This is a genomic window from Streptomyces luteoverticillatus, assembly GCF_003970715.1.
GTDB lineage: Bacteria > Actinomycetota > Actinomycetes > Streptomycetales > Streptomycetaceae > Streptomyces > Streptomyces abikoensis.
In genome coordinates this window covers 2,378,211-2,392,054 of sequence record NZ_CP034587.1, presented here as the reverse complement: position 1 = coordinate 2,392,054, position 13,844 = coordinate 2,378,211, and the positions used below count along the sequence as shown (strand labels likewise).

Here is a 13,844-nt window from a genome sequence, read left to right as displayed (position 1 = left end):
CAGTGGTTGAGAGGGTCGTCCGCGAGGACGGCCCTCTCGGCGTTTATATGCACTCAGGGGCCGGGGCCGTCGAGACGCAGCGCCAGCGCGGGGCAGCGGCGTACGGCCCGCTGTGCGCGCCCCCGCAGATGTCCGGGCACCCCGGCGTCCGCGAGCGCCGGAAAACCGTCTGGGCCCATCCGTACGAGCTCGGGCAGCAGCCCCGCGCACAGGCCGTGTCCCTCGCACAGCGTCCAGTCCACCGCGAGCCGCTTTCCGGCCGCGTTCCCCGGTTCCGTGTTCCCGCCCCCGGGCAGCGGCAGCAGCCCGGCCGTGGGGCGCCCGCAGCCGCCGCCCAGGACGTGCGCGGCCAGATCGTCCGTGAAGGCCGCCAGCGCGCTCAGTGCGAAGCGCGCCGCCCCGTCCGGATGCCCGCACGCCCCCCGCCCCCGGACGGCCCCCGCCGCCTCCCGTACGGCCTCCAGGGCGCCGCGCCCGCCCCCGGCCACCACGTCCGCCAGGGCCCCGGCCAGCGTCGGCAGGCCCAGCCGGCACGGGCCGCACTGCCCCGCCGACTCGGCCGCCAGCCAGTGCGCCGCCCGTACCGCCTCGCCCAGCGGACAGGTGTCGCCGGACAGCGGCAGCACCGCCCCGGCGCCCAGGGTCGCGCCGTGAGCGGCGAGGGCGTCCCTGGAGAGGGCCGTCTGGGCAGCGGCGGCCGCGTCCAGCCAGCCGCCGTGATAGCCGCCGACCAGCACGCCCTGCGGCGCGGCGGCGCCGCACTGGGCGAGGACGTACGACAGCGCCACCCCGCCGGGGGCCTCGACGACGCGTGGGAACGGCACCGCGCCGGAGACGGTGAGCAGGACGGTGCCCGGCTCGTCCGGGGTGCCGGTCGAGGCGTAGCGGGGGGCGCCGAGCCGGGCGGCGAGGGCGAGTTGGGCGTACGTCTCGGTGTTGGACAGCAGCGTCGGCAGGCCGCCCAGCCCGGCCGTCGTGGCGTGGCCGCGCCGTCCCGGCGGGAGCGCGGGGCCACCACTCGCGGCGCGCAGGAGCGCGGAGGACTCCCCGGAGACCATGCGCTCGGGGAGGCGTACGACCCGGGCGCGCACAGCCCGCCCGCGCCGGTCGGACAGACCGCGCTCGCCGAGCGCCTCCCGCACGGACGCCTCCGTGCCCGTACGGGTCACCCCGATCACGAGCGTCCGGGCGCCGAGTGCCTCGGCGGCGAGCAGCGCGCCGTCCAGCACGAGGTGCGGGGCGCGCCTGAGCAGCACCGCGTCCTTGCGGCACGCGGGTTCGCCCTCGCACCCGTTGACCACCACCACAGGCCGCGTCCCACGCCGCCGCGCGGCCCCGCCCACCGCCCGCACCTTCTGCGCGAACGGAAACCCGGCCCCACCCCGGCCGCGCAACGCGACGGCCTCGGCCAGCCGCGTCAGCTCGTCCTCGGTGAGACGCGGCACGGAGCCGTGCACGGCCAGATGGGCGCGCCGATCCAGCCGCGCGAAGTCGTCGAACCCGGCGGTCAGCCGTGGCAACCCGAGAACGAGCACGTCGGGGAGCTCGGGGAGGAGGCTCATGTCAGCTCAGCCCGTCCACGCGATGCATTCAGCCCCTCCGGCGTTTGAGGAGCGGGGGTCCGGGGGCGGAGCCCCTGGGAAACGGTGAAGGGGCGGGACTGGGGCATCCTCCCCGCCGCGTGAGCCCCCACCGACCGTCGGCGTACGACGAGCCGCAGCAACTGAGGCACCCCGAAACGCCGCAGAACCAACGCCAAGGCGACGCCCACCAAACACCCCACATAACACCCCGTCACCCACTCCGCCGCCTCCCGCCCCGCGTTCAACCCGTGGAGCAGCGCCGTGCACCACGCCCCGTACGCGCTCGCGTGGAGCACCCGCCAGCGCCGCGCCGCCGCGCGCCCCCGCCCGGCGAAGACGCTGCGCAGGACGCCGGTCGCGGCGGCGAGCACCAGCAGATAGCCCGCGAGCGAGCCGAGCCCGATCAGTCCGGCGCGCCCGCCGATGCCGGAGGCGAAGGGGATCAGGGCGGCGGTCGTGGAGGCGTGCGCTTCGGCGACCTTGACGCCTACGTGCACGAGGAGGAAGCCGAGCGCGCCGACGGCGAGGGCCCGGTGCACGGCCTGGGCGAGCAGCCGGCCGCACGGGCCGAGGGCCAGGCGGTCGGCGGCGACGAGCCCCCAGACGACGGTCGCGGTGAGCGAGACCAGAGCGAGCACGCCGCCGGCCTGGTCGGGGAAGCGGTGGAGGTCCATGCCCCGGCAGGCTAGGCAGCGAACCGGCCCGCGCGGCCCGCTTCGCGCAACCCCGGTGCGCGACGGACCACCGCTGCTAACGTCTGTTCGTTCGGCGCAAGTTCGATCCGTAAGCCGCCGCTTTCCCAACAAACCACCCTCGCAGGCGATTTGATTGCGTGCTCGTGGTTCTCCCTTGATCACTTCTTGGTGAACGCATGTCCCCTGAGTGAACGGTTTATCGGTCAGAGTGTGGCCGACCATTCGCATCGCAGGGGGTTTTCCTTGACTTCACGCCGTCCAAGCCACCGTTCCAGAGCGCGCGCCGCCCTGTCCCTGACGGCGGCCCTGCCGCTGGTCGCCGGAGCGCTCGCGCTCGGCGTGCCCGCGGCCCACGCCGACTCCGGCCCGCACGACCGCCAGTCGCTGGCGGGCACCAAGCCGCTGTGGGCGACGCCCAGTGCCGACCAGGGCGCCGTTCCGGAGCAGAAGGCCGTCACCGCCCGGGTCTACCTCGCCGGCCGTGACGCCAAGGGCCTGGCCGCGTACGCGCGCGCCGTCTCGGACCCGAAGTCGGCCTCGTACGGCAAGTACTTGACGGCTCAGCAGTCGAAGGAACGTTTCGGCGCGACCAAGGGCCAGATAGCCCAGGTCACCGGCTGGCTGAAGTCCTCCGGCCTGACGGTGACCGGCGTCAACGACCACTACGTCACCGTGACCGGTGACGCGGCCGCCGCCCAGAAGGCGTTCGGCACCGAGCTCCACAACTACGTCAAGGACGGGAAGACCTACCACGCCCCGGCGCGGAACGCCTCCGTCCCGGCCGCCCTCGACGGCGCCGTCCTGACCGTCGTGGGCCTGAACAACGCCCCGCGCCTGACCCACCACCGCGACACGCTGCCCGGCCCGAGCTCCGGCTTCCGCAACGCCGGCCCGTTCTCCACGTACTACGGCTCGAACGTCAACACCGGCCTCCCCTCCGCGTACGGCGACCACGCCCCGTACGCCATCAAGGGCTACACCGGAAAGCAGCTGCGCGCCGTCTACGGGGCGAAGAACTTCACCGGCAAGGGCGTGACGGTCGCCATCACCGACGCCTACGCCTCCCCGACGATCGCCGCCGACATCCAGCAGTACGCCAAGCGCAACGGCGACAAGGCCTACCGCAAGGGCCAGTACTCCCAGGTGCTGCCCGCCGCCTGGACGCACGCCGACCCCAAGGAGTGCGACGCGGCCGGCTGGTACGGCGAGGAGACCCTCGACGTCGAGGCCGTGCACGCCGTCGCCCCCGACGCGAACATCGTCTACGTCGCCGGCTCCTCCTGCCAGGACGACGACCTGATCGACTCCCTGCACAAGATCGTCGACAACCGGCTGGCCGACATCGTCTCCAACTCCTGGGGCGACGTCGAGGCCAACGAGTCCCCGGACGTGGCCGCCGCCTACGACCAGGTCTTCCAGAAGGGCGCCGTCGAGGGCATCGGCTTCTACTTCTCCTCCGGCGACGACGGCGACAACGTCGCCAAGCACGGTGTGAAGCAGGTCGACACGCCCGCCAACTCCCCGTGGGTCACCTCCGTGGGCGGCACCTCCCTGGCCGTCGGCAAGGGCGACAAGTACCTGTGGGAGACCGGCTGGGGCACCCACAAGGCCGCGCTGTCCAAGGACGGCCTGACCTGGGAGGGCATGCCCGGCGCCTTCACCGGCGGCGCCGGCGGCGGCACCAGCAAGGTCTTCGAGCAGCCCTTCTACCAGCGCGGCGTCGTCCCCGACACGCTGGCGAAGTCGAACGGCACCGACAAGCCGATGCGCGTCGGCCCCGACATCGCGGCCGTCGCCGACTCCACCACCGGCTTCCTCGTCGGCCAGACGCAGACCTTCCCCGACGGTTCGGTGAAGTACGACGAGTACCGCATCGGCGGCACCTCCCTCGCCGCGCCCGTGATCGCGGGCGTCCAGGCGCTGGCCCAGCAGGCCCGGCACGGCGTCCCGATCGGCTTCGCCAACCCGGCCATCTACGACCGCTACGGCACCGGCGCCTACCACGACGTCACCGACCACCCGCTCGGCCAGGGCCGCAGCATCGCCGACGTCCGCGTCGACTTCGCCAACGGCGTGGACGCCAAGGGCGGCCTGCTCACCTCGCTGCGCAGCCTGGGCGGCGACAGCTCACTCTCCGCGACCGTCGGCTACGACAACGTCACCGGCGTCGGCACCCCGGCCGACGGCTACGTGACCTCGTACGTGCCCGGTCAGCGCCGCTGACCCCCGCCTGACCCCTCGCTCGGCCCTCGCCGAGCCCCCCGGGGCCCGCGCCGTGCTTCGGTGCGGGCCCCGGGCCCGCTGGGGTAACCTGACCCCATGCGTGCCGTACGCCTTCTGCTTAGCGAGCCGCGCTGATCAAGCACCGGCAGGTGACCGCCGACCCTTCGGCGGTCCGGACCGGCATCGGCGCGGCATCCCCTCCTGTGCGAGGGGTTTTTTCATTTGCGGCCCCGGGCCCTATGGCTCCGGACCGCGAGCGGACAGGCGACAGACGACGATCGATGGAGCTTTGAGGACGATGAGCGAGACCCCCACCGCCGCCGAGGTGGCCGCCCCGCACCGCTACACGGCCGCGCTGGCCGCTGACATCGAGGCGCGCTGGCAGGACTTCTGGGACGCGAACGGTACGTACGCCGCGCCCAACCCCAGCGGTGAGCTGGCCGGCGACGAGGCCGTCGTCGCCCGCCCCAAGAAGTTCATCATGGACATGTTCCCGTACCCCTCGGGCGCGGGCCTCCACGTCGGCCACCCCCTGGGCTACATCGCCACGGACGTCTACGCGCGCTACCACCGCATGACGGGCCACAACGTCCTCCACACCCTCGGCTTCGACGCCTTCGGCCTGCCCGCCGAGCAGTACGCCGTGCAGACCGGCACCCACCCCCGGGTCTCCACCGAGGCGAACATCGAGAACATGAAGGCCCAGCTGCGCCGGCTGGGCCTGGGCCACGACAAGCGCCGCTCGTTCGCGACGATCGAGCCGGAGTACTACAAGTGGACCCAGTGGATCTTCCTCCAGATCTTCAACTCCTGGTACGACCCCGAGGCCAAGAAGGCCCGCCCGATCGCCGAGCTCGTCGCCGAGTTCGAGGGCGGCCGGCGTGAGATCCCCGGCGGCCGCGCCTGGAGCGAGCTGAACGCCGTCGAGCGTGACGAGCTGCTGGGCGGCTACCGCCTGGCCTACGCCTCCGACGCGCCCGTCAACTGGTGCCCCGGCCTGGGCACCGTGCTGGCCAACGAGGAGGTCACCGCCGACGGCCGCTCCGAGCGCGGCAACTTCCCCGTCTTCAAGTCCAAGCTGCGCCAGTGGAACATGCGGATCACCGCCTACGCGGACCGCCTGATCGACGACCTGGACGCCCTGGACTGGCCCGAGGCCATCAAGCTCCAGCAGCGCAACTGGATCGGCCGCAGCGAGGGCGCGCGCGTCGACTTCCAGGTCGACGGCCACGAGGCCCGGAAGATCACCGTCTTCACCACCCGCCCCGACACCCTCTTCGGCGCCACCTACATGGTGCTGGCCCCCGAGCACGACCTGATCGACACGATCGTGCCCGCCGAGTGGCCCGAGGGCACCAAGGACGTCTGGACCGCCGGCGCGGGCACCCCGGCCGAGGCCGTCGCCGCCTACCGCAAGCAGGCGCAGTCCAAGACCGACGTCGAGCGGCAGACCGAGGGCAAGGACAAGACCGGCGTCTTCACCGGCGCCTACGCCCTCAACCCGGTCACCGGCGAGCGCGTCCCCGTCTTCGTCGCCGACTACGTCCTGATGGGCTACGGCACCGGCGCGATCATGGCCGTCCCCGGCCAGGACGAGCGCGACTGGGAGTTCGCCACCGTCTTCGAGCTGCCGATCGTCCGCACCGTCCAGCCGCCCGAGGGCTGGGAGGGCGAGGCCTACAACGGCCAGGGCCCGGCCATCAACTCGGCCAACGCCGAGCTCGACCTCAACGGCATGCAGATCGACGAGGCCAAGCGCACCGTGATCGCCCACCTGGAGGCGCGCGGCATCGGCGAGGGCACCATCAACTTCCGCCTGCGCGACTGGCTCTTCAGCCGCCAGCGCTACTGGGGCGAGCCCTTCCCGATCGTCTACGACGAGAACGGCGTCGCCCACGCGCTGCCCGAGTCGATGCTCCCGCTGGAGCTGCCCGAGGTCGACGACTACACCCCGCGCACCTTCGACGCGGACGACGCGGACACCTCCCCGGAGACCCCGCTCTCCCGCAACCAGGACTGGGTCAACGTCGAGCTGGACCTGGGCGACGGGCCGAAGACGTACCGCCGCGAGACCAACACCATGCCCAACTGGGCCGGTTCCTGCTGGTACGAGCTGCGCTACCTGGACCCGCGCAACGACGAGCAGCTGGTCTCCGCCGACGCCGAGCGCTACTGGATGGGCCCGCGCGAGGGCCAGCCGCTGGGCGGCGTCGACCTGTACGTCGGCGGTGCCGAGCACGCCGTGCTCCACCTGCTGTACGCCCGCTTCTGGTCGAAGGTCCTCTTCGACCTGGGCCACATCTCCTCGGCCGAGCCGTTCCACAAGCTCTACAACCAGGGCATGATCCAGGCGTACGTCTACCGTGACGCGCGCGGCATCGCGGTGCCCGCCGCCGAGGTGGAGGAGCAGGGCGGCGCGTTCTACTACGAGGGCGGCAAGGTCAGCCGGCTGCTCGGCAAGATGGGCAAGTCCCTGAAGAACGCCGTCACCCCGGACGAGATCTGCGTCGAGTACGGCGCCGACACCCTGCGCCTGTACGAGATGGCGATGGGCCCGCTGGACGTCTCCCGCCCGTGGGACACCCGCGCCGTCGTCGGCCAGTACCGGCTGCTCCAGCGCCTGTGGCGCAACGTCGTCGACGAGAACACCGGCGAGGTCACGGTCGTCGACGCCGCGCCCGACGAGGCGACGCAGCGCGCCCTCCACAAGGCGATCGACGGCGTCGGCCAGGACATGGCGAACCTGCGCTTCAACACCGCCATCGCCAAGGTGACCGAGCTGAACAACCTCGTCACCAAGCTGCCCGAGGTGCCGCGCACGGTCGCCGAGGGCCTGGTGCTGCTGATCGCGCCGCTCGCCCCGCACATCGCCGAGGAGCTGTGGCGCAAGCTCGGCCACGAGGGCTCGGTCGTCCACGCGGACTTCCCCGCCGCCGACCCGGCCTACCTGGTCGACGAGGCCGTGACCTGCGTCGTCCAGATCAAGGGCAAGGTCAAGGCCCGTCTGGAGGTCGCCCCGTCGATCTCCGACGAGGAGCTGGAGAAGGTCGCGCTGGCCGACCCGGCGGTCGTCGCCGCGCTGGGCGGCGCGGGCATCCGCAAGGTCATCGTGCGGGCGCCGAAGCTGGTGAACATCGTCCCGGCGTAATGCCTCGGGGCGGGCGCTAGGGGTTTGTCCCTACGGGCAGGTTGGGGGTTCCGAAGGAACCCGCGGCCTGCCCGTTGCGTTTACGGTGGAGAGGTGGCGGGGGCCGTCCCGCCGACGGGCCCCCGGGGCTCGCCGAGTGTCCCGCTTGGGTCCCGCTTGCTGAGGAGCGCGTATGGTAGCCGCGGCCGTGATCATCGCCTTGATCTGTGCGCTCGTCGTGGCGCTGGCGGTCATCGCCACGGTCAAGGCGGTCCGGACCGTCAAACGCGGCGTCGACCAGGCGGTCACCCAGGCCCGGCGCACGGTCGAGGACACCCGGCTCAAGGCCCGGCAGTTCACCCAGGCCGGCCCGGCGGGCGAGGTCGCCGAGCTGCGCCTCTCGCTGCGGACGTCGATGCGCGCCACCCAGGAAGTGCTGCGGGAGGGCCGGAAGGACGACGCCTCCCTCACCGAGTCCCTGGCCCTTTTCGACCGCCTCAGCGCGCACGGCCGCGAGCTCGACGACGACCTGCGCAAGCTGGAGACCGAGCCCGACCGGGAGCGTCTCGCCGCCTGCCTGCCCGACCTGCGGGAGCGCACCAAACAGATCACCCACTCCGCCGACTCGCTGCGCTTCGCCGCCCAGGACCGGGCCCGGCAGTTCTCCGGTGACGAACTGTCGCTGCTGAGCGAGCAGATCCGCATGGAGACGGGCGCGCTCCGCCACTGGGAGTCCGACGACGCCGGTGCGGGGGAGGAGAGCAAGGGCGCGGAGGCCGGCGGCGGGGAGGCGAAGGGCGCGGAGGCCAAGGCTGCGGAATCGAAGGGTGCGGCGGCCAAGGCGGAGCGACCCGCGATAAGCGGCAGGGATGCCTCCCGGCAGTGGGGGTACACATGGGAGAAGGTCAAGCGTCCGGAAAGCCCCGCCTGAGCGAAGCGGCCCTGACCAGCGGAAACGATCAAGCGGTCCGGGGCCCGCACTGCCGTGGCGGCGGCCCGGCGGGTAACCTCCGGGGCATGTCCCGCCATGTCGCGATCATCACTGATTCCACGGCCTACCTGCCCGCTCGGGCGATGGAGCGGCACGACATCGTCGCCGTACCGCTGACAGTGGTCCTGGGCGACGAGGCGCTGGAGGAGGGCACCGAGATCTCGGCCCGGTCGGTCGCCCAGGCCCTTCAGAAACGCCGTCCGGTGACCACCTCGCGCCCCGCCCCCGAGGTCTTCGCGGCCGCCTACCGCGCCGCCGCCGAGGCCGGTGCCGACGGCATCGTCTCCCTCCACCTCTCCTCCGAGTTCTCGGGCACCTACGACGCCGCGGTCCTCGCGGCGAAGGAGGCGCCGGTGCCGGTACGGGTCGTGGACACCGGCATGGTCGCGATGGCCCTCGGCTTCTGCGCCCTCGCCGCCGCCGACACCGCCGAGGCGGGCGGCACGCTCGACGAGGCGGTGGCCGCCGCGGAGAAGCGCGCGCAGGGCACGGCCGCCTACTTCTACGTCGACACCCTCGACTACCTGCGCCGCGGTGGACGCATCGGCGCCGCCCAGGCGCTGCTCGGCTCGGCGCTCGCCGTCAAACCGCTGCTCCAGCTGGACGGGGGCCGTATCGAGCTGAGGGAGAAGGTCCGTACGGCGTCGAAGGCGATCGCCAGGCTGGAGGAGATCGTCGTCGAGCGCGCGGGTGCCGCGCCGGTCGACGTCGCGGTGCATCACCTGGCCGCCCCGGAGCGGGCCGAGCTGCTCGCGGAACGGCTGCGGGAGCGGGTGCCGGGGCTGGCGGAGCTCCATGTGAGCGAGGTCGGCGCGGTCATCGGGGCGCACACGGGGCCGGGGCTGCTGGGCGTGGTGGTCTCGGCGAGGTGAGAGTCCTCTGACGAGTGACGGACTTTTCCACAACCGGCCGGTAATCCACAGGAATTGAGACCTCCGGACAGGATCGGGCGGCGTCACCTAGCGTGACGGCATGACTTCATTCGCGCCCTCTCCGACACGTACCGTCACTACTCTCGACCTGGGCCTCGGCTCGCTGCGCGACCGTGCGGCGGCCGATCCCGGGGTCGGCTCCGGCGCCGCGCGCCCGCGAGGGCGGCTGGGCCTGAGTGGGGTGATGGCCGCGCTGGGAGACCGGCTGCCTTTGTGGGTGCGGTTGCGATGCGGCATCGCGCCGAGGACGCTCGCGGCACTGACGGCCGTGCTGGTCGCGGCGGTCGCTTTGGGCGCGTACCACTTCTGGGCGGGGCGCCCACGGACGGTCCGGGCGCCGGCGCGCGAGGGGCCGGTCGCGGCGTCGCCGCCGGTGGGAGCCGTCCCTGGTCCGCCGGCGCCTGGCCCCAGCCCGTCGGCCCGGAGCCTGGTGGTGGACGTGACGGGCAAGGTGCGGCGCCCCGGGGTTCAGCGACTGCCGCCGGGCTCACGGGTCGAGGACGCGCTGGAGGCCGCCGGAGGAGCGCGGCCGGGAGTGGACACGGCGGGGCTCAACCGGGCGCGCGTGCTGATGGACGGGGAGCTGATCGTGGTGGGCGCCGGCCCCGCGCCGGGAGGCCCAGCGCCGGGAGTGCCGGCATCGGCCCCGGGCGCCGCCGCCGGGCTTACCGGCGCAGCCGGGCCGGTCAGTCTCAACTCCGCGACGCTCGAACAGCTCGACGCCCTCCCCGGCGTGGGTCCGGTCCTCGCACAGCACATCCTCGAGTACCGCACCCAGCACGGGGGCTTCCGCTCGGTCTCCGACCTCCGCCATGTCAACGGCATCGGCGCCCGCCGCTTCACGGACCTCAAGCCGCTGGTCCAGCCATGACGCGGGCCGCTGTCGCCGATACGGGCGCCCCTCCGGCGGGAGGGGGTGGGGAGGCCGCCCCGGCCGACCTGCGGCTGGTCGGGCCCGCACTCGCGGCGTGGGCCGCCGCGGCGGCCGCCCTGACGGCGGAGGGCCGCGCGGTTGCCGTCGCCTGCGGGACGGCGGTGCTCGTGTCCTGCGCACTGCTGCTGGTGGCGGCTGCGCGCCGGGGCGCCAGGGGCGGCGGCGGGGGAGCGACCGGGGCCGGGGCGGCCGGCGCGGTGGCGGCTGTGTTGCTGTGTGCCGCCGCAGGGGCGGCCGTCGGTGGGTTGGCGGGGGCCGACACCCGGCGCGGGCCGGTGCCGGAGTTGGCGCGGCGGCATGCCGAGGCGACCGTCGAGGTGACGTTGACCGGGGACCCGAGGCCGACCCGGCCACGGGTGCGGGGCTCGGTCCGGGCGGCGCCCGCCGTCGTGGTGGAGGCCGAGGCGACCTGTGTGACCACCGCACGCGGGGTGACGACAGCGGTCCGTACGCCGGTGTTGCTGATGGCCCATCAGTCCTGGCTGGGGCTGCTGCCCTCCACCGAACTCAGGGTGGATGGCCGGTTCTTGCCGCCCTCCCGGTCGGGTGACCGCGTCGCGGCCGTCGTCCGGGTCGGTGACAGCGGCCCGCCACGGATCGTCGCGGGGCCGTCCGTGGTGCAGCGGGTGGCGGGGCGGTTGCGCGCCGGGCTGCGGGAGGCGGCCGACGGGCTGGCGCCGGATGCCCGGGCGCTGCTGCCCGGCCTGGTCGTCGGGGACACCTCGCGCGTCCCCTCCGACCTCGAAGAGGCCTTTCGAGCCACGGATCTGACGCATCTCCTCGCCGTGTCCGGGGGAAACCTGGCGGTGCTGCTGGCCGTGCTCATCGGGCCGCCGCATCTCGCCTCGCGTGCCGAGCGCCGTGGACTGGCGGCCCGGTTGGGGATCCCGCTGCGGCTGACGGCGGTGCTGGGCGGCGGGCTGGCGCTCGGTTTCGTGGTGGTGTGCCGTCCCGAGCCGAGTGTGCTGCGGGCAGCCGCGTGCGGGCTGATCACTCTGCTGGCCGTCGGGACGGGCCGTCGTCGCGGCCTGTTGCCCGCGCTGGCGGGGGCCGTGCTCCTGCTCGTCCTCTACGATCCGTGGCTGGCGCGGGGCTACGGGTTTCTGCTTTCGGTCCTGGCCACCGGCGCCCTGCTGACCCTCGCTCCGCGCTGGGCGGCGGGCCTGCGGCGGCGCGGGGTGCCGCCCCGGATCGCGGAGGCCCTCGCGGCTGCGGGCGCGGCGCAGGCGGTGTGCGCGCCGGTGATCGTGGTGCTGGCGGCGCGGGTGAGCCTGGTGGCGGTGCCGTGCAATCTGCTCGCCGAGCCTGCGGTCGCGCCCGCCACGGTCCTCGGGTTCGCCGCGCTCGCCGCCGCCCCGCTCGTGCCGCAGCTCGCCGGGGGACTCGCCTGGCTGGCGGGCTGGCCGGCGCGGTGGACGGCGACCGTCGCCCGGACCGGTGCGGGGCTGCCCGGCGCCGAGCTGGACTGGCCCGGCGGCTGGGCCGGCGGGCTGTGGCTGGCGGCGGCGACGGTGGTCCTTCTGCTGGTCGCGGGGCGGGTGCTGCGCGGCCCGTGGGTCTGCGGGGCGTGCGCGCTGGTCCTGCTGCTGGCCGTGGTCCGCCCGGCGCCCCTGACGAGGGGCCTCACCGGATGGCCCCCGCCGGACTGGCGGATGGTGGCGTGCGATGTCGGCCAAGGGGACGCGCTGGTGCTCGCCACCGGACGCCCGCACAGCGCGGTGCTCGTCGACGCCGGGCCCGAGCCGAGAGCCGTCGACCGCTGTCTGCGGCGGCTGGGTGTCGACGAGGTGCCGATGCTGTTGTTGAGCCACTTCCACGCCGATCACGTCGACGGCCTGCCGGGGGTGCTGCGCGGTCGCGCGGTGGGGGCGATCGAGACGACCCCTTACGCCCTGCCGGAAGGCCAGGCGGCGTTCGTGCGGCGGGAGGCGCGGCGGGCGGGTGTGCCGGTCGTGGAGGCGGTGCCGGGGGAGCGGCGGAGCGTGGGCGGGCTGTCGTGGGAGGTGCTGTGGCCGCCGCCGGCCGGGACGTCCGCCGTGGCGGAGGAGGGGCCCAACGACGCCAGCGTCGTCCTCCTCGTCCGCACGGGCGGGCTCACCCTCCTGCTGCTCGGGGACCTCGAACCGCCCGCCCAGCAGGAGCTGTGGGAGACGCACCCCGGCCTCCCACAGGTGGATGTCCTCAAGGTCGCCCACCACGGTTCCGCCTATCAGGACGCCCGGCTGACGCGTGGGCTCCACCCCCGGCTGGCGGTGATCTCCGTGGGCGCCGGCAACCCCTACGGCCATCCGGCGGCCCGGACGATCGGCGCGCTGCGGGAGCTGGGGGCGGCGGTCCTGCGCACCGACACCGACGGACCGGTGGCCGTCACGGACGGGACCGGCGGGACCGGCGGCCCTGTAGCCGTCACGGAGAGAAGGACGAGAAGGTCGGAAAGGAGACGAGGCCGCCCGGCGGAAAGACCGAGACGATCTAGGTCCGTGGACCGATGCGGTGCTCTCCCCGCCCGGGGGATAACGGAGTCATGCACGCAGCGGACATCGACGCCTATCTCCGTCACATCGACGCCCCCCGCCCGGCCGCCCCCACCCTGGAGGCGCTGCGGGATCTACAGTTCCGCCATCTGGTGGCGGTGCCCTTCGAGAACCTCTCGATCCACCTCGGTGAGGAGATCGTGCTGGAGGGCGGGGCCTTGGTGGACAAGGTCGTGGGCAGGCGGAGGGGAGGTTACTGCTACGAGATCAACGGCGCGTTCGCGGAGCTGCTGACGGCGCTGGGCTATGGGGTGACGCTGCTGGCGGCACGGGTGATGGGGCCGGACGGGACGTTCGGGATTCCCTTCGACCACCTGGCCCTGCTGGTCACGACCGGTACCGGAACGGACGGCGGCCCCGGGCGGGGGGAGGAGTGGCTGGTGGACGTCGGCTTCGGCCGGAACAGTCACCATCCGCTGAGCTTCACCGAGCGCGGCGACCAGCTGGACGCCGGAGGGGTGTTCCGGATCGCCGAGACGGAGGAGGGGGACCTGGACGTCAGCAAGGACGGTGCGGTGCAGTACCGCCTGGAGCGGCGCCCCCGGGCGCTGGCCGACTTCGAGGCCGGCAACTGGTGGCACCGGACCTCGCCGCTGTCGCCGTTCGGGCAGTCGGTGCTCTGCTCCCGGCTCACCGAGGACGGCGGCCGGGTCACCATCAGCGGCCGCACGCTCGTGACGACGGATGCCGGCGGGCGCGTGGAGCGGACGCTGGCGGAAGGGGAGATGGCGGCCGCCTACCAGGAGCACTTCGGCCTGGAGCTGGAGCGGGTACCCGAGGCGAGGGGCGCGGGCCAGGGGAGCTGATCCTCCCCGGCCGTGGCCC

8 protein-coding genes and 1 pseudogene are annotated in these 13,844 nt (G+C 73.8%); 7 read left to right on the top strand and 2 right to left on the bottom strand.

Features of this window, described 5'->3' with window-relative positions; translation table 11 throughout:
* Window positions 1-53: 53 nt before the first annotated feature.
* Window positions 54-1,562 (bottom strand): NADH-quinone oxidoreductase subunit NuoF family protein, encoded by a 1,509-nt coding sequence (locus tag EKH77_RS10260; protein ID WP_126914102.1) that lies wholly within the window; start codon window positions 1,560-1,562, stop codon window positions 54-56.
* Window positions 1,559-2,257: a hypothetical protein gene (locus EKH77_RS10255; protein ID WP_126914101.1), complete on the bottom strand. Its 699-nt coding sequence runs from the start codon at window positions 2,255-2,257 to the stop codon at window positions 1,559-1,561. The genes EKH77_RS10260 and EKH77_RS10255 overlap by 4 nt, the downstream gene beginning before the upstream one ends.
* Window positions 2,258-2,521: 264 nt before the next feature.
* Between EKH77_RS10255 and EKH77_RS10250 the strand changes: the two genes are divergently transcribed.
* From EKH77_RS10250 to EKH77_RS10215, 7 genes and pseudogenes are all read left to right on the top strand, one after another.
* Complete coding sequence (locus EKH77_RS10250) at window positions 2,522-4,501, top strand: S53 family peptidase (protein WP_126914100.1); 1,980 nt, start codon at window positions 2,522-2,524, stop codon at window positions 4,499-4,501.
* 298 nt (window positions 4,502-4,799) lie between these two features.
* Entirely contained in the window at window positions 4,800-7,649 is a 2,850-nt protein-coding gene (gene leuS, locus EKH77_RS10240; RefSeq protein WP_126914098.1) for a leucine--tRNA ligase, read from the top strand.
* A 172-nt stretch (window positions 7,650-7,821) separates the two neighbouring features.
* Window positions 7,822-8,559, top strand: a complete 738-nt coding sequence (locus EKH77_RS10235; RefSeq protein ID WP_126914097.1) for a hypothetical protein — start codon at window positions 7,822-7,824, stop codon at window positions 8,557-8,559.
* An 86-nt stretch (window positions 8,560-8,645) separates the two neighbouring features.
* The gene (locus EKH77_RS10230) at window positions 8,646-9,491 is read left to right on the top strand and encodes a DegV family protein (RefSeq protein ID WP_126914096.1); all 846 of its coding nucleotides are present in this window, start codon (window positions 8,646-8,648) and stop codon (window positions 9,489-9,491) included.
* A 100-nt stretch (window positions 9,492-9,591) separates the two neighbouring features.
* On the top strand, window positions 9,592-10,422 hold the full coding sequence (locus tag EKH77_RS10225) for a ComEA family DNA-binding protein (protein ID WP_126914095.1): 831 nt from the start codon (window positions 9,592-9,594) through the stop codon (window positions 10,420-10,422).
* Window positions 10,419-12,872, top strand: a pseudogene (locus EKH77_RS10220) (ComEC/Rec2 family competence protein); the annotation flags it as partial. The gene EKH77_RS10225 and the pseudogene EKH77_RS10220, both read left to right, overlap by 4 nt.
* A gap of 101 nt (window positions 12,873-12,973) precedes the next feature.
* On the top strand, window positions 12,974-13,825 hold the full coding sequence (locus EKH77_RS10215) for an arylamine N-acetyltransferase family protein (RefSeq protein WP_346429050.1): 852 nt from the start codon (window positions 12,974-12,976) through the stop codon (window positions 13,823-13,825).
* Window positions 13,826-13,844 lie beyond the last annotated feature (19 nt).

Excerpts from the sequence above, each read along its gene's own strand:
- EKH77_RS10260 (WP_126914102.1), bottom strand. The coding sequence starts at position 1,562 with ATGAGCCTCCTCCCCGAGCTCCCCGACGTGCTCGTTCTCGGGTTGCCA.
- EKH77_RS10255 (WP_126914101.1), bottom strand. The coding sequence starts at position 2,257 with ATGGACCTCCACCGCTTCCCCGACCAGGCCGGCGGCGTGCTCGCTCTG.
- leuS (WP_126914098.1), top strand. The coding sequence starts at position 4,800 with ATGAGCGAGACCCCCACCGCCGCCGAGGTGGCCGCCCCGCACCGCTAC.
- EKH77_RS10235 (WP_126914097.1), top strand. The coding sequence starts at position 7,822 with ATGGTAGCCGCGGCCGTGATCATCGCCTTGATCTGTGCGCTCGTCGTG.
- EKH77_RS10230 (WP_126914096.1), top strand. The coding sequence starts at position 8,646 with ATGTCCCGCCATGTCGCGATCATCACTGATTCCACGGCCTACCTGCCC.
- EKH77_RS10225 (WP_126914095.1), top strand. The coding sequence starts at position 9,592 with ATGACTTCATTCGCGCCCTCTCCGACACGTACCGTCACTACTCTCGAC.
- EKH77_RS10215 (WP_346429050.1), top strand. The coding sequence starts at position 12,974 with ATGCGGTGCTCTCCCCGCCCGGGGGATAACGGAGTCATGCACGCAGCG.